This window comes from Sinomonas atrocyanea (assembly GCF_030812675.1).
Taxonomy (GTDB): Bacteria; Actinomycetota; Actinomycetes; order Actinomycetales; family Micrococcaceae; genus Sinomonas; species Sinomonas atrocyanea_B.
On the sequence record NZ_JAUSTE010000009.1, the window covers coordinates 155,330 to 170,183 of the forward strand.

Sequence of the window (14,854 nt, forward strand, 5' to 3'; positions counted from 1 at the left end):
CAGCATGCACCCGGTGAAGATCGGAATCGGCGGCCCTGTGGGAGCCGGCAAGACCCAGCTCGTGGAGCGCCTGACCCGCGCGCTGAGCCACGAGATCTCCATGGCCGCCATCACGAACGACATCTACACGGTCGAGGACGCCAAGATCCTCGCGCGCACGAGCGTGCTCCCGCTTGACCGGATCGTGGGCCTCGAGACCGGCGGCTGCCCGCACACCGCGATCCGCGAGGACACCTCGATGAACCAGGCCGCCGTGGACCGGCTCATCGAGGCGCACCCCGACCTGCAGGTGATCTTCATCGAGTCCGGCGGGGACAACCTCTCGGCGACGTTCAGCCCCGAGCTCGTGGACTTCTCCATCTACATCATCGACGTGGCGCAGGGGGAGAAGATCCCGCGCAAGGCCGGGCAGGGCATGATCAAGTCGGACCTGTTCATCATCAACAAGACGGACCTCGCCCCGCACGTGGGCGCCGACCTGTCCGTGATGGAGGCGGACTCGCGGGAATTCCGCGGCGAGAAGGCCTTCTGCTTCACGAACCTCAAGACGGACGAGGGGCTCGAGCAGGTGGTCCACTGGCTCAAGCACGACGTCCTCATGGTGGACCTCGTATGAGCCTGCTCGCCCGGGGCGAGCTCGACCTCGTGATCGGCCTGCGGGGGGAGCGGTCCGTGGCCGCCGCGCAGTACCACCGCGGGGCGCTGCGCGTGCTGCGCCCTATGTACCTGGACGGGACCGGCCAGGTGACGTACGTCGTCGTCAATCCCGGCGGCGCGTACCTGGACGGCGACCGCTACCGCCTGGGCGTGACCGTCCAGGACGGTGCCCAGCTGCTGCTCACCACCCAGGCCGCGACCAAGGTGTACCGCACGCCGCGGGACCGGGTCGCCCAGGACCTGACGGTCCGGCTCGGCCCCGGGAGCCGGTTCGACTACCTCCCGGACCAGCTCATCGCCTACCGGGCCTCCCGCTACGAGCAGGAGACGCGGATCGAGATGGACCCGTCCGCGAGCCTCGTCGTGGCGGAGGTCGTGACCCCGGGCTGGTCGCCGTCCGGGGCGCCGTTCGGCTACGAGAGGCTCCGCCTGCGCACCGAGGTCACCATGGGCGGCCGGCCCGTGGCCCTGGACAACCTCGTCCTCGAGCCCTCGGCGAGCCGGGGCGGGATGGCGGCCCTCGGGCTGCTCGAAGGCCGCTCCCACCTCGGCTCGCTGCTCGTGGTGGACCCGCGCGCGGGCGAGGAGACGGTGGGCCTGGCCAGGGCGCTCCTCGCCGAGCGGGCAGGGGACCTGCTCGGGGGCGTCTCGGCCCTGCCCGTGCCAGGATTCGCGCTGAGGGTCCTCGGCCGCTCGACGCAGGCCGTGGACGGGCTCCTCCTGGCCGTGGTCAACGCGCTCCGCGCCGCCTGGCACGGGCAGGGCGCTCTGGACCTGCGCAAGTACTGACGCTGCTGGGGAGCCGTGCGGGCGATACTGGGCAGATGCGCGAACTCGTGGTCCTCGGCACCGCCTCGCAGGTGCCCACCCGGGCCCGCAACCACAACGGCTACCTCCTGCTCTGGGACGGTGAGGGGATCCTCTTCGACCCGGGCGAGGGCACGCAGCGGCAGATGATCCACGCCGGCGCGGCCGCGACGAAGGTGACGCGCATCTGCCTCACCCACGTCCACGGGGACCACTGCTACGGGCTGCCCGGGGTGCTCTCGCGCCTGGCCCTCGACCGCGTGGAGCATCCCGTCCACCTGCACTACCCCGCCTCGGGGGAGGGCACGGTCCGGGCCCTCGTCTCGGTGTCGACGCCGGGGATCGACCTGCGCCTTGTGCCGCACGGCGCGGCCGGCGAGATCGCCGCCGGGCTCGCGGTGGAGCCCCTCAGGCACCGCATCGACACCTTCGGCTACCGGCTCGCCGAGCCGGACGGGCGCACGATCGTGCGGGAGCGGCTCGCTGCCGCCGGCATCCGCGGCCCGGACGTGGCGCGCCTGCAGCGCGAGGGCCGCCTCCGCCGCGTGCGGCTCGAGGACGTGAGCGTCCCCCGGCGGGGGCAGCGCTTCGCCTTCGTCATGGACACCGCCCCGTGCGAGGGTGCCGAGGCGCTGGCCGACGGCGCCGACCTCCTCGTCGCCGAGTGCACGTTCAGCGACGACGACGCCGCGCTCGCCGAGCAGTACCTCCACCTCACCGCCGGGCAGGCGGGCGCGCTCGCCGGATCCGCCGGGGCCCGGAACCTCGTGCTGACGCACTTCTCGTCCCGGTATCCCGAGGTGGGCGGGCTGGAAGGCCAGGCGCGGCGGCGGGCGGGGAACGCCGTCGTGCGCGCCGCCGCGGACCTGGACAGGTTCGGCTTCCCGCGGCGGCGCGGGGCCTGGATGGGGGAGGGGGACCGCGATGGCGACGGGTAGCGGCGAGGCGGAGGAGCTGACGGTGGGCCAGCTGGCGGCGCGCAGCGGGCTCTCCGTCTCCGCGCTGCACTTCTACGAGCGGCAGGGGCTCATCCACAGCCGCCGCACGTCCGGGAACCAGCGGCGCTACCCGCGCTCGATCCTGCGGCGCGTGGCCGTCATCAAGGCCGCCCACCGCGCCGGCATCCCGCTGGCCACGGTCGCGGACGCGTTCGAGCTGCTCCCGCACGACGGCGTGCCCACCCAGCAGGACTGGGGCCGGCTCTCGAGGACGTGGCGCGACGAGATCGACGGGCGGATCGCGCGGCTCGAGCACCTGCGGGACCGGCTCGACGGGTGCATCGCGTGCGGCTGCCTCTCGCTCTCGACCTGCAGCCTCGTCAACCCGGAGGACAGGCTCGGCACGTCCGGGGCTTCGGCACTCGAGCCGTAGGGGTGACAATGGTCACGTTCGATTGACCTCAACGATTGTTGAGGTCCTAGCGTCGTAGGAGGTCCCGAGGTGCTCGGGCGCCCCGACGAAAGACCAGGCATGACTGTGACCCCGACCTTCCTGAGCGTCTCCGGCGCCGACTCCGCCCTCTTCCGGGACGCCTTCCGCTCCCACCCGGCGGGGGTGGCCGTGGTGACGGCCGCGAGCCCCGAGGGGCCGGTGGGGCTCACGGCCTCCTCCGTCGCGTCGGTGGCGGTCGATCCGCCCTCGCTGGCCTTGTCCGTCTCCGGCGGCCGCTCGGCCGTGCACATCGCGGAGGCGGACACCGTCCTGGTCCACCTCGCCGACGCCGGGCAGGTCGGCCTGGTCCGCACGTTCGCCACCCCTGGCTCCCCCCGGTTCACCGACGCGATGGACTGGGAGGAGCTCCCCACCGGTGAGCCCTGGCTCCGCGCCGCGCCCTGGGCGCTGCGCTGCGCCATCACGCACCGGGTGCCCGTGGGCGGCTCCGTGCTGCTGGCCGCGACCGTGCTCGAGGTGCTCGCCCAGGGGCACCACGGTGCGCCGCTCGTGTACCACGACCGCGCGTTCCACGCGCTGGGCGCGCATTCGCGGGTCGACTGATTCTCGGCTGGTGCGAGGGCCTCGCTGGAGGTGAGCGAGTAGGCGTCGACGCCGGCACTCGCCTCGAGCTCGGGCGTCAGACGACGCTTCCTCTGGCCGTACGATCGTCAAGAACGCCCGCGTCCGCTCATGTGTGGAAACGATCGTTTCTGAGACAGTTCGTAGACACCCTTAAGCTGCCACGGATTTCCAAGGCTCGATCTGTAATGTTTGTCGTGTACGCGACTATGTTTTGCTTTCCCCTGTTGCTGATACGGTTCGCGCATGCGGGTGGGCACGGAAGGGTCTCGACGAGGGACCAGCATGTAGATGCCCAGCAGGATGCTCTTGCGGCGGCCGGTTGCGAGCAGGTCTTCGTGGACTCGGCCTCCGGGAAGCTCGCCTCCCGGCCTGGGCTGGAGAAGGCGCTGCTGTCGGCGAACAGGGCGGGGGACCAGCTGGTGGTACCAAGCTGGACAGGCTCGGTCGGTCGCTAGAAAACCTGATCGAGGTCTCCAAACACCTCGAGGCCACGGGCGTGGACCTGGTGGTCCTGGACCAGGGGATCGACACCTCGACCCCGGTGGGGAAGATGTTCTTCCACATCCTCGGTGCGATCGCGGAGTTCGAGCACGCACTGATGTCCGAACGGACGCGTGACGGCCTCGCGGCGGCCAGGGCTCGCGGCCGCACCGGTGGGCAGAAGCCCAAGCTCGGACCACGGCAGGTGCGCCTGGCCCGGGAGATGTACGAGGAGACCGGCCCTGACGGTAAGCGTGTCCACACGGTGGCGCAGATCGCCGCCGAGTTCGGAGTCACTCGGCCGACCACCTACCGGCACCTCTCGAAGCAGTCAGGGCGCTGACGTCGGAACAAGAGCCCCCAGCCAGTGCTTCCGCCCTCGGCCGGGCTCTTCAGGAGCGACTGGTCGAGGTCGGTGTCTGGAGGAATCCGGGGCCGTGCCGGTGAAGGCCCTTCTAGCGACCGGCGCCTCGGTCGCAGAACGCCCCCGTTCAATGGGTGTGCGGCCGGTGTGGTTCGGCGGCGGACGCCTCATGAGGGGAGATGGTGGGGTGCCGCCGGCGCATCGTGCAAACGGTGAATGCTCGGCGGCACCCGTGTCCTGAGCCGAGGTCAGGGCTCCCGGCTGAGTCCTGGACGGTAGTCGGGGTCGAGATGGTGGCAGGGGGTGAGGAAATTCTCGGTGAACTCGCCTCTTGAGACCTTCACGGGGATCTCGCCTTCGAGGCCGAGTTCGATGATGTCGTTCCCCGACTTGAGGTCCTCGGCTGCGAGGGCCTCGATCCGGGCTGCGATCTGCCCGGCCTGCCAGGCGTTGACCATCCAGGTGAACTGGTTGTGGTCGGCTGTGGGTCTGAGCCCATAGGGTGCGTCGTTTCCCTCTCCCGGGATGATGGTCAACTTCGAGCGCCCACCGGCGTCTCGGAGCACCTTGCGGACGTCGACCGGTGCCGGGTTCTGTTCGTAGCCCCGGAGGACCTCGGCCAATGCCACGAGGTCTTCGCGGTTGCCGAGGAAGAGGAACATCGGGTTGTAGTCGCTGGGCATGTGGTCGAAGCGCAGCATGATCCCTCCTTGGTTCAGTCGTGCAGGACTCGTGCGATGTCCTGGGAATGGGTCAGCTCGCCGGCCTCGGCGCCGTCCGGCCGCGCCTCAACCCATTGGCCATCGCCCATGTTCTCCTCGACTGTTGCCCTGCGCCCGTCGACGAGCTCGATTCGGGTGCCCGCTGCGAGGTCAAGCATGTTGATCATCGGCTGTTCCTTGCGTGAATTGGTGGTTTAGAAGAAGGCGGTGAGGTTCTTGGCGAGCAGGACGTTCTGGTCGAGGATGATCTCCCGTCGGGCGATCCTCCAGCCTTCCTCGGTGAGCCTGAGGGTGTCGGTGCGCTTGCCGACGAAGGTGTAGGTCTCGTACTCGACGCGGTTCTGGTAGACGAGGAACCGGGATCGGACTTCGGCCTCGAGTTGGCTGTTCTCGTTCTCCCTTGTGGTCAGGATCTGGACGTTCGAGACCATGTGGCAGACGCGTGAGAGGGGCTCCTCGGCGTAGTGCACGCCGGTGAGGATCTGGTCGACGCGCTTGCCGAGGGTCCACTTGTCCTCGTCGAACCAGCTGATTCCTTCGCCGGAGCGGGTGTTCTCGCGGTCTGAGTGCTGGCCGAACTTGACGTTGCGCCGGATCGGCATGAAGTACTTGACGTCTTCTGTGAAGAGGTCGAGCCAGGCCTTGAAGTTGCGGCTGTCGAGGAGCTCGGCCTCGCTGTAGAGGAAGTCCTCGAGGTCGGCCCTGAGACGGTAGTAGGTCTCGTCCCGAGCGGGGTGGTATCCGGCTGGCGCTTCCGCGGTGGTTTCCTGGATGGTCATGATTCCTTCTTCCTGTTCACGGGGCCGCCCTGGTGGGAGAAGCAGCCGACATCCACGACCGTGCCGGAGATGGCCTCGGCCGCATCGCTGATGAGGAACGCCACGACATTGGCGATGTCGTTGCCGTTGACGGGGCGTCCCGCGGCCGAGCCGGCGGCACCCTTCCCGAACGAGGCCGCGTTCGCCCCCATGCGGCCGAGCGAGATCCCGGAGACGATCCCGCCGCCGCCAGGGACGACGGTGTTGACCCGGACCCGGTCGTGGAAGAAGTCGTAGGCCGTCGCGGCGGAGAGGGCGAACAGCCCGCCCTTGCTGGCCGCGTACGCGGCCATGTTCGGCTTCCCCCAGCCCGCGCCGGAGCCGATGTTCACGATCGAGCCGCCGCCGCCCTCGAGCAGGTGCGGCAGCACGGCGCGGGAGGTCAGGTACGGGCCCTTGAGGTTCACCGAGAGGATCCGCTCGAAGAGTTCCTCGTCGGTGTCCAGGACCGTTCCGAGGGGGCCGACGGCGGCGTTGTTCACGAGGGCGTCGATCCTGCCGTGGTGGGTAAGCGTGTGGTCGACGACTCCGGCGACTGCCGCCGCGTCGGTGACGTCGGCATCGAGCACCTCCACGCTCAGGCCGCGCCGCTCGACCTCTGAGCGCAGGCTGCTCACCGATCCCTCGGCGGTGCTGGAGACCTGGGCTGCCTCGAGCCCGAATGCCACGACACTGTGGCCCTTCTCGGCCAGGCCGAGGGTGATGTCACGACCGATGCCGAAGGTCCCCCCGGTGACGACCGCGACCTTGGATCCGTTCACTTCCCTGCCCCGCCAAGGATCGCGTCCCAGGAGGCGCCGCGCATGTAGTTCTGCCAAGTGCGGTAGTAGCCGCGGGCCATCTGCTCGGTGGGCTGGAGGGTGATGTCGCCGCGGTAGCCCTCGTAGCCGTCCTGGGCCAGGCCGAGGGACTGCTGGTAGTTGAAGGGGTAGCGCCGTGCCACGGTGCCGGTGCTCGCCGCGGTGGCATAGAGCCAGTTCTCCATGTCGTCCTGCTCGGTCATCCCGGCAGGGCCCGAGTAGCGCATGTAGTAGCGGCGCAGGTAGTCCTTGACCTCGGTGGGTGCGTCCTTGTCCACGAGGAAGTACCGCCAGGCCTCGGTGCTCGTAGGGGAGTGCGGGTGCCAAGCGCACAGCCCGCGCGGCTGGCGGCCGTGGTAGGAGGTGTTCGGGAAGATCGAGCCGACGAACGGCAGGAGCCGGGCCTCCTCGCCGAGGCGGGCCTTGCGCTCCTCGTAGCAGTGGCGGAAGTACTCCTCGAGGACCGGGCTGTCCAGGAACGACTCGATGTACTCGTTCTCGGTGGGCTGCAGCGCGGAGTGGACGCCGTGGCCCTGGGGGAAGCTGGCCCAGATGTGCTGGGCCTTCTCGAGCTCGTCGTCGCGGCGGCCCTTCTTCCCGGACTCGGCGCTGGGCCCGATGCCGATGAGGTCCACTGAGCGGTGGCTGGGGTTGTGGTAGGTGTCGCCGAGGAAGTTCTCGGCGGCGAACTTCCAGTTGGAGGGCAGGATCCACTTGTGGATGCCGATGACTTCGGATCCGCCCGCGCGGCCGTCTCGGCAGTCCAGGGCCTGGTCGAGGTGGATCTTCGCGTCACCGAGGTAGGTCAGGAAATCGGGGGCGTCCTTGTCCCAGGTGGCCCAGATGGTGCCCTTGTAGTTGGCGATCCTGCCCACGGAGACGAGTCCGTTGGCTTCGCGGTCGAGGTTGCCCTCGTACAGGGTGCGGTACTGGGGAACGCCCTGGAGCTTGCCGTCGGTGGTGTAGGTCCAGGAGTGGTAAGGGCAGGTGAACAGGGAAGTGTTGCCAGACTCGTAGCGGCAGACCTTCATGCCGCGGTGGCGGCAGGAGTTGAGGAAGACTTGGATCTTGCCGGCCTTGTCGCGGCACAGGATCACCGATTCCTCGCCCATACGGGAGGTGAAGAAGTCGCCCTTCTCGGGGATCTGGCTCTCGTGCCCGACGAAGAGCCAGGCGCGGGTGAAGACCTTGTCGAGCTCCTCCTTGTAGAGGTCGGCGTCGACGAAGAGCTCGCGGCTGATGTAGCCCCGCTCGATGTCGACGAGGCCGTCCACGGCCTCGGTGGTGATGTCAGTCATCGTGTCGTCCTTTCCAGAAGTCGGTGGTTGGTGGGGGCCCCTTCCGGGGCGGCGTGGAGGGCTTTGCGGAGGGTGAAGCCGGGCTGGTGCAGCTGTTCCTCGGTGATCTGGGCACCGTTGGCCAGGAGCCGGCGGCTGGCGAGGTGGTCGCCGGGGCTGTTGACCGATTCGACGGCGGCGAGCCTGCCGTCCCGGACCCGTGCGACGGAGAAGTGGCCGGCGCCGGGGTCGCCCAGCACGACGGTGCCGTCGGTGGGCTGGGCGAGCCCGGCGATCTGGAGCTTGTCGCCGGTCTGGTGGCTCCAGAACCAGGGCACGTCGGCGTAGTCGCCGTCCTGGCTGCACAGGCGGCGGGCGAGGAACCTTGCCTGGTCTGCGGCGTTCTGGACGGATTCGACCCGCACAAGGCCTGCCGTTTCGGGGCGTGGGTGGCTGGCGCAGTCGCCGATCGCGAAGACAGAGGGGTCCGACGTCGTCAGTCCGGAGTCGACGACGATCCCGTTGCCGACTGCCAGACCAGCTTCCTGGGCGAGCTCTGCGTTGGGGATGACGCCGATGCCGACGAGGACGAGGTCCACGGGCAGCGTCCTGTCCCCGATACGCACAGCGGTGACCCGGCCGTCCTCGGCCCGCTGGAATTCGTCGACGGAGGTGCTGCACAGCACCTCCGCTCCCCACGCGGTGTGGCGGGCCGCGAAGTAGACCGAGATCTCCTCGGAGACAGCCCTGCCCATGACGCGGTCGGCCATCTCGACGACGGTGACGCGGGCCCCGGCGAGGCGCGCCACTGAGGCGAACTCGAGGCCGATGAAGCCTGCTCCAACGATGAGGATGTCCTGGGCGGCGCCGAGTGCCTCGCGCAGCCGCGCGGCGTCGTCCCTGGTCCGCAGGTAGTGGACGTTGGCGGGCTCTCTGCCTTCCAAGGGCAGCCTGCGGTTGCGGGCGCCGGTTGCGAGTACGAGCTGCGTGTAGGGCACTCGCCGGCCCGAGGCGAGGGTCACGGCGGCCTCTTCCCGGCAGATCCGGGCTGCAGGGTCTGCGGTGACGACTTCGATAGCGTGCTTCTCGTAGTAGTCGGCCGTGCGGAGTGGGAGCTCCAAGTCCGCGAGCTGCCCGGACATGTACTCCTTGGACAGGGGCGGGCGCTGGTAGGGGAGGTGCTCCTCGTCGCCGATGAGGGTGATCTTCTCTGAGTAGCCGAGCTCTCGGAGGGAGATCGCGAGCTGTGCGCCGGCCTGCCCGGCGCCGATGATGACGGTTCCTGTGTTCACTGGGACTCCGGGAGGTTCAGTACCAGGCCGTCGAGTTCGTCTCGCATCCTGATCTGGCAGGAGAGGCGGCTGTTGGGCTGGCGGGTGCAGGTGGTGAATTCGAGCATGTCGTCCTCGTCGAGCCCGGGCTGGCCCACCTGGGTCAGCCATTGTTCGTCGACGAAGACGTGGCAGGTGGCGCAGGAGGCCTCGCCGCCGCAGTCGGCGGCGATTCCCTCGACGCCGCCGGTGAGGGCGGCGCGCATGGCGCTCGATCCCTCCGCGGCGTCCACTTCCTGCGTCTCACCCTCTGGGTGGACGAATACGATCTTCGGCATTACGCCGTCTCCTTCTCTGCAGACCGGACTGTTGGCTCCGCCCGTCGTTCCCGGACGAAGAAGAGGATCACGAGGCCCACGACGGGGCCCGCGGCGAGGGCCAGGAAGGCCGATTCGAACGAGTGGCTCGCTGCGAAGACCGCGCCGACGACCAAGGGGGCCGAGACGCTCCCGAGCTGCCAGATCCCGTTGGCTACTCCGGAGGCGCTGCCCGAGACGGTCCCGGGCACGATGCGGGGCACGAGGGAGACCAGCAGCGGCGACCAGCCGTAGGCGGTGAAGCCCAGGAACGGCGCGGCCCAGATGAAGGCGGTCGGGGTGTCGAGCGCGCCGAACACCATCAGGAGGGCGGTGAAGGCGGCAAGCAGGACGATCGAGGGGATCTTCCGGGCTCCCCCGAAGAAGCGGTCGCAGACCCATCCGATGATCGGCTTCGCCGCGATGGCCGCGAAGGCAGCGATGGCGACGACGAGCCCGGCCGTGACAGGGGAGACGCCCTTGCCCTTGATCATCAGGGCGTTCGCCCACGTGACGAAGCCGTACAGGCCCCAGAAGGCACCGAATCCGCCCAGGCAGGTCAGGAGCAGGTTCGAGTTGCGGAGCAGGCCTACGACGTCGCGCTTGAAGCCGCCCTTGGCCATCTGGCCCCGCTCGGCCAGCAGCGGGCCCGGCCGGAGGGTGAAGAACAGGGCGATCGCGAGCACGACCGAGATGGCGCCGAAGAGCAGGTACGAGGTGCGCCATCCGGAGGCCGTGATGAGCGCGGGCACGACGAGGTTGGCGACAGCAGTGCCGATGGAGGTGGCGGTAGTGAAGATGCCCAGGGCGAGCCCGAGGTCCTTGGACTTGAACCAGCTCACGATCAGGCGGATTCCGGCTGCGTAGTCAGCTCCGGCGAAGAAGCCGACGATGGCCTGGACGGCGATCCCGACGGCGGCACTGGTGACCGAGCCGAACAGCATCATCGTCACGCCGGCCCCCAGCAGGGAGATCGTCAGGACGATGCGGCCCCCGAACGCGTCCGAGGCGAAGCCGCTCCAGACGTTCGTGACCACGTAGCCGACGTAGTAGGCGGTAGCGAAGGCCCCGAGGCCCGCGATCGGCACAGCGAGGTTCTCACCGACGAAGACCGACGCCGGCCCCCACGTGGAGCGGTCTATCGAGGTGAGGGTGAACGATGCCCAGCAGGCGGCAAGAATCAGCCACCGGTATGAGGCCGCTCGGGTTTGAGGCTTCGCCTCGGTTGCTTCGACGCTCGACATTGAGCCTCCAGATGTTCTCAGGGATTCGGAAGGGAGAGGCGCCATCATTGCCAGTTCTATCGCTGTGTGATAACGTAGTTTCAAGGAATGATTAGACGATAGATCAGTGCGTGTGATCGAGTCAACAAGGAGGGGCTATGCCTGCTGCGAAGACGGGGGCCGACAGTGCCAGACGTGCCATCGACCTGCTGTTCGCCTTCGAACGGGTACCGCTGGCGACGGTCCGAGAGCTCGCTGAGGCGGTGGAGATGCCGGTGCCCTCGGCGCATCGGTACGTCGCCATGCTTCGGGACATGGGACTGGTCGAAGAGGCCGGCCGGAGCCAGTACCGCCTCACGATGAGGGTGATCGCGCTCGGCCATGCGGCCAGGCGCGCGACCTCGCTCATCGACGTCATCAGGCCGTTCATGCAGGCCCTCGCCGAGGAGACCCAGGAGACCGTGCTCCTCGTGCAGCCCATCGCGGGGCTGCCCGTCTGCACCAACCGGATCGAGGCCCCCCGCCGGCTCCGGCTGTCCTTCGAGGTGGGCCAGCACCTCCCGCCCCTGCGGGGGGCCAGTGCGCACCTGCTGCTCGCGGCGCAGGCCGAGGAGGACCGCCTGTCCTACGCTAAGGAGGCGATCGCCCGCGGCGAGCTGCCGCCTGTCTCAGGCATCGAGGGCTTCCTCGAGGAAGTCAGAAGGGATGCCGAGCGCGGCTGGGCAGTCAGCCGCGAGGAGATCGACGAAGGCGTCTGGAGCGCCGCCGCATCGATCCAGAACGAAGGAGTCTTCGTCGGAACCCTTTCGGTCCCGTGCCCTGCGTTCCTGATGAACGACGAGAAGGCCGAGGGCATCATCGACGCAGTGAAGAAGACTGCCCTGCAGATCAGCGAAACGCTCGGATCGTAGCCTCCGGACAGGGCCAGCCGGGTGGTCGAAGCTGGAGGACGATTGGGCCTTCGCTGCCAGTGCTTCCGATGGGGTCGGTCCCGCAGGGGCGACCGCCTGAGACGTCAGCATGCGGGTTATGAAACATTTGCTTGACATAAGGTCGATTATTGGCGCCCCCTTCGTGAGCCTGGGGTCGGCTCGCATCGGCTGCGGAAGCGTCGAACCAGCCTCTCCACGTGCGCCGTGGGGCTTTGTCCACGGGGAGTTGCCGACATATGTGCAGGGTCTTGCAGAGCATCCGAGCCCCGGATGCTCCGGAAGAGTCAGTCCAGCAGGCCGAATTGGGTCCAGCCAGCCGTTTCGGTTCGTCGATGATGTACTACCCAGCGCGCGCCCACGCTCGATTCCTTGGCATTGCGCTTGATATGGCGGTCTGAAGCCGCAGTTCCGACCTACCAAGCGGTCCCGCACTCCCCCTACCCGAACGTGAACGAGTAGAGCTCGACGCCGGGGCTCGCCTCGACCTCGAGGGCGCCGGAGCGCTGCTGGTCCCCGTCGAGGAGGACGTAGGAGCGCGGGGTCCCGCCCACCTCGACGGTGCGCTCGCCGTCGGGCCCCGTGACCGTGAGCTTCCCCGTGCCGCCCACCACGGCCTGGACCTGCCGGGCGCGGAAGTTCAACCGCACCGAAGACCGAGTGGAAGGCGCCCCGGCGGCGGCAGGCGAGGCCCCGGCGTCGTGCGCGGAGCCCGCGGTGATCCGCTGCGAGTCCAGCGTCCACGACCCGGAGAGCGCGAACGAGTCCGGGCGCTGCTGGGCGGGGAAGGAGAAGCTGCCGGGGCCCGCGCGGTAGGCGCCGGAGCCCGCGTAGGCGTTCTGCTTGGCGACGCCGAGGAAGGTCTCGGGCGTGGTCCCGGAGGCGACGGCGGTGCCGGCCGACTCGACGGGCTTCGGCAGCGCGATCCCGGGATGGGCGTCGGAGAGCAGCTGCCGCACGAGCGCCTCGGTGGTCTGGTAGCCGCCCTCGCCCTGCTGGATGTGCCGCACCGTGCCGTTGGCGTCGATGAGGTACTGGGCCGGCCAGAAGCGGTTCCGGTACGCGGTCCACGTCGCGTAGGAGTTGTCCATCGCCACGGGGTAGTCGATGCCGTGCTCCTTCACCCCTGCCTCGACGTTGCGCTGCTCGCGCTCAAACGCGTACTCGGGGGTGTGGATGCCGATGACCTCGAGCCCGGCGGCCCTGTAGGCGTCATTGAGCTGGACGATGTGCGGCAGGGAGCGCTGGCAGTTGATGCAGGAGTAGGCCCAGAAGTCGATGAGGACCACCTTGCCGCGCAGGCTCTTCAGGTCCAGGGGCTGCGAGCCGATCCACGCGGTCTCGCCGCGCAGGGCGGGCGCGGGGCCGCAGTCCTGGAGCGAGGTGGCGCCCTGGGTGCAGGTGGAGAGGGCGCGGTTCTCGTCGGTGACGAGGCCGCCGAGGTCCAGGGGCGTCCCCGCCGAGGGGCGCAGCTGGTCCTGGAGGGACGCCGTGTAGTCGGGGATGAGGCGCTGGAGGGTGGCCGGGAGGTCGAGCGCGAGGCCCGCCGCGAGGGCGATCATGAGCACCCCGGCCGTGAGGCGGATGCCCCGCTGGCGCCGCCGGAAGGCCTTGAGCCGCTCCGCGAGGCCGCGGCCGGCGAGGGCGAAGAACAGCAGCGGCACCGAGACCCCCACCGCGAACGCGAGGGTGAGCGCCACCGTCTCCGGCCCGATGCGCCCGGTGGCCCCCGAGACGGTGATGGCGGCGAGCACCGGTCCCGCGCACGGGACGAACACCGCCCCGAGCGCGAGCCCCAGCCCGAACCCGCCGCGGCGGGCGTCGACGCGGCGCTGCGGGATCCACGAGAACGGCTTCTCGAGCCACTCCTCGAGCCGCGGGACCATGAGCCCGAGCCCCACCGCCGCGAGCACCGCGATGCCGGCCCAGCGCAGCACGTCCTGCGGCAGCCCGAGCGCCGAGAGCGCGAGCGAGCCCAGCAGCGTGACGAGGCTGAAGCTCAGCACGAGCCCGCCGATCACCTGGAACGGCCGCCAGCGGGACGCCTGCCGTTCCCCTGCGCCGAGGTCACCCCGTGCGGCGCCGAGGTCGCCCCCTGCGCCTGCCGGGACCGAGACGGACGACGGCGACCGCCTCCGCGCGCTGTCGAGCCCGCCGGAGAAGAAGATCACCGGCAGGACCGGGAGGATGCAGGGCGAGATGCCCGTGATGAGCCCGCCGAGGAAGCCGATGAGTATGTTCTCGCCCATGCCTCCTGTTCGGGGCGGGGACCGGGCACGGATTGGGTCGTGGCACCGGACGGCAGCCGAGGGCCCCCGCACAGGCCGTCAGTGGAGTGCGATGAGCAGCATCTGCGATGTCCCGGGAATGCACGTCTGGAGGAAGATGGGCGGGTAGCCGCCGGCGAAGCCTCCGAGTACTCCCTCCCCTGCGCCCTTGGGCACCACCATCCGCGCGAAAGCCGTGAACGTGCCGTACCCCTGCACCGTGACCTTGGTACCCGGCTGGATCCAGCTCATCCTGTTCCATCCACCGCACAGGTCGTGCTCGGCGATGCTGATCGACACCGTGACGGGGGTGAAGCGGACTGGTCCCTGGCAGGCGTCCACGGAGGCCTGGGCTCCGGCGCCGACGACCGGGATGAAGGTGCTCGGTGGCTGGGCGGGTGCGGGCCGCTGGACCGCCGCGGGAGGCATGGCCGTGACCTGCGCCGGCTGTGTGTGGGAGGCCTGCGCCTGGGACTGCGCCTCGGCTGACGCGGCTTGCTGGACAGCGGCCTGCCGCTTGGCCTGCTGCGCCGCCGCCTGCCGTGCCGCCGCCTGCTGGGCGGCAGCTTCCTGTGCAGCGCGGTGGCGCGACTCTTCCGCTCGGGCGCTCTCGACGGTCTGCGCAACCTGCAGGTCAGCTGCTTCACGGGCGAGCTCGGCCAGCGCGCGTTGCTCCACGGCGGGATCGGGAGCCAGGGTGGCCTCGCGGACCGCGGTGGTCGGAACAGAGGGAGCAGGAACGACGGCGGACAGTCCTCCGATACCCAGTAGGCAGGCGACGACCGCTGACGGCACGACGCGCGAGCTCTTGAAGGCTGGGAGCTGGGCCATGGCGACGACCTCTGATCGGGCCGGAACCGGCTCCCG

The 14,854-nt window shown here is 69.5% G+C and carries 16 protein-coding genes and 1 pseudogene; 7 read left to right on the top strand and 10 right to left on the bottom strand.

Annotated elements, in window-relative coordinates; translation table 11 throughout:
- The first annotated feature begins 4 nt into the window (after window positions 1-4).
- From ureG to J2W20_RS13695, 6 genes and pseudogenes are all read left to right on the top strand, one after another.
- Window positions 5-616 carry an urease accessory protein UreG gene (gene ureG, locus J2W20_RS13670; protein WP_307007220.1) on the top strand — a complete coding sequence of 204 codons (612 nt, stop codon included), beginning with the start codon at window positions 5-7 and terminating at the stop codon, window positions 614-616.
- Complete coding sequence (locus J2W20_RS13675) at window positions 613-1,446, top strand: urease accessory protein UreD (protein WP_307007221.1); 834 nt, start codon at window positions 613-615, stop codon at window positions 1,444-1,446. Before ureG ends, J2W20_RS13675 begins: the two co-directional genes overlap by 4 nt.
- A gap of 35 nt (window positions 1,447-1,481) precedes the next feature.
- A complete protein-coding gene (locus J2W20_RS13680; RefSeq protein ID WP_307007222.1) occupies window positions 1,482-2,402 on the top strand; it encodes a ribonuclease Z in 921 nt (306 codons plus the stop codon).
- Window positions 2,389-2,835 carry a redox-sensitive transcriptional activator SoxR gene (gene soxR, locus J2W20_RS13685; RefSeq protein WP_307007223.1) on the top strand — a complete coding sequence of 149 codons (447 nt, stop codon included), beginning with the start codon at window positions 2,389-2,391 and terminating at the stop codon, window positions 2,833-2,835. Before J2W20_RS13680 ends, soxR begins: the two co-directional genes overlap by 14 nt.
- Window positions 2,836-2,934: 99 nt before the next feature.
- On the top strand, window positions 2,935-3,459 hold the full coding sequence (locus tag J2W20_RS13690) for a flavin reductase family protein (RefSeq protein ID WP_307007224.1): 525 nt from the start codon (window positions 2,935-2,937) through the stop codon (window positions 3,457-3,459).
- Between the two features lie 227 nt (window positions 3,460-3,686).
- Window positions 3,687-4,303 (top strand): annotated as a pseudogene (locus J2W20_RS13695) (recombinase family protein).
- Between the two features lie 269 nt (window positions 4,304-4,572).
- On the opposite strand, the gene J2W20_RS13700 reads toward J2W20_RS13695, so the two are convergent.
- From J2W20_RS13700 to J2W20_RS13735, 8 genes are read right to left on the bottom strand one after another with little or no spacing between them, the layout of a single operon-like run.
- Window positions 4,573-5,025, bottom strand: coding sequence for a hypothetical protein (locus J2W20_RS13700; protein WP_307007225.1), 453 nt, complete (start codon window positions 5,023-5,025; stop codon window positions 4,573-4,575).
- Between the two features lie 14 nt (window positions 5,026-5,039).
- A complete protein-coding gene (locus J2W20_RS13705; protein WP_307007226.1) occupies window positions 5,040-5,213 on the bottom strand; it encodes a hypothetical protein in 174 nt (57 codons plus the stop codon).
- Window positions 5,214-5,240: 27 nt separating this feature from the next.
- Entirely contained in the window at window positions 5,241-5,825 is a 585-nt protein-coding gene (locus J2W20_RS13710; protein ID WP_307007227.1) for a 3-phenylpropionate/cinnamic acid dioxygenase subunit beta, read from the bottom strand.
- A complete protein-coding gene (locus J2W20_RS13715) occupies window positions 5,822-6,625 on the bottom strand; it encodes an SDR family NAD(P)-dependent oxidoreductase (RefSeq protein WP_307007228.1) in 804 nt (267 codons plus the stop codon). The genes J2W20_RS13710 and J2W20_RS13715 overlap by 4 nt, the downstream gene beginning before the upstream one ends.
- A complete protein-coding gene (locus J2W20_RS13720) occupies window positions 6,622-7,962 on the bottom strand; it encodes an aromatic ring-hydroxylating dioxygenase subunit alpha (RefSeq protein WP_307007229.1) in 1,341 nt (446 codons plus the stop codon). The genes J2W20_RS13715 and J2W20_RS13720 overlap by 4 nt, the downstream gene beginning before the upstream one ends.
- Window positions 7,959-9,233, bottom strand: a complete 1,275-nt coding sequence (locus J2W20_RS13725) for an NAD(P)/FAD-dependent oxidoreductase (protein ID WP_307007230.1) — start codon at window positions 9,231-9,233, stop codon at window positions 7,959-7,961. The genes J2W20_RS13720 and J2W20_RS13725 overlap by 4 nt, the downstream gene beginning before the upstream one ends.
- A complete protein-coding gene (locus J2W20_RS13730) occupies window positions 9,230-9,550 on the bottom strand; it encodes a 2Fe-2S iron-sulfur cluster-binding protein (protein ID WP_307007231.1) in 321 nt (106 codons plus the stop codon). The genes J2W20_RS13725 and J2W20_RS13730 overlap by 4 nt, the downstream gene beginning before the upstream one ends.
- Window positions 9,550-10,812: an MFS transporter gene (locus J2W20_RS13735; protein WP_307007232.1), complete on the bottom strand. Its 1,263-nt coding sequence runs from the start codon at window positions 10,810-10,812 to the stop codon at window positions 9,550-9,552. The genes J2W20_RS13730 and J2W20_RS13735 overlap by 1 nt, the downstream gene beginning before the upstream one ends.
- Before the next feature lie 137 nt (window positions 10,813-10,949).
- Between J2W20_RS13735 and J2W20_RS13740 the strand changes: the two genes are divergently transcribed.
- Entirely contained in the window at window positions 10,950-11,702 is a 753-nt protein-coding gene (locus J2W20_RS13740) for an IclR family transcriptional regulator (protein ID WP_307007233.1), read from the top strand.
- 458 nt (window positions 11,703-12,160) lie between these two features.
- On the opposite strand, the gene J2W20_RS13745 is transcribed toward J2W20_RS13740, so the two are convergent.
- Together J2W20_RS13745 and J2W20_RS13750 are read right to left on the bottom strand one after the other, a co-directional pair.
- The gene (locus J2W20_RS13745; RefSeq protein WP_307007234.1) at window positions 12,161-13,969 is read right to left on the bottom strand and encodes a cytochrome c biogenesis protein CcdA; all 1,809 of its coding nucleotides are present in this window, start codon (window positions 13,967-13,969) and stop codon (window positions 12,161-12,163) included.
- 78 nt (window positions 13,970-14,047) lie between these two features.
- Window positions 14,048-14,818 (bottom strand): hypothetical protein, encoded by a 771-nt coding sequence (locus tag J2W20_RS13750; protein WP_307007235.1) that lies wholly within the window; start codon window positions 14,816-14,818, stop codon window positions 14,048-14,050.
- Between the last annotated feature and the right edge of the window lie 36 nt (window positions 14,819-14,854).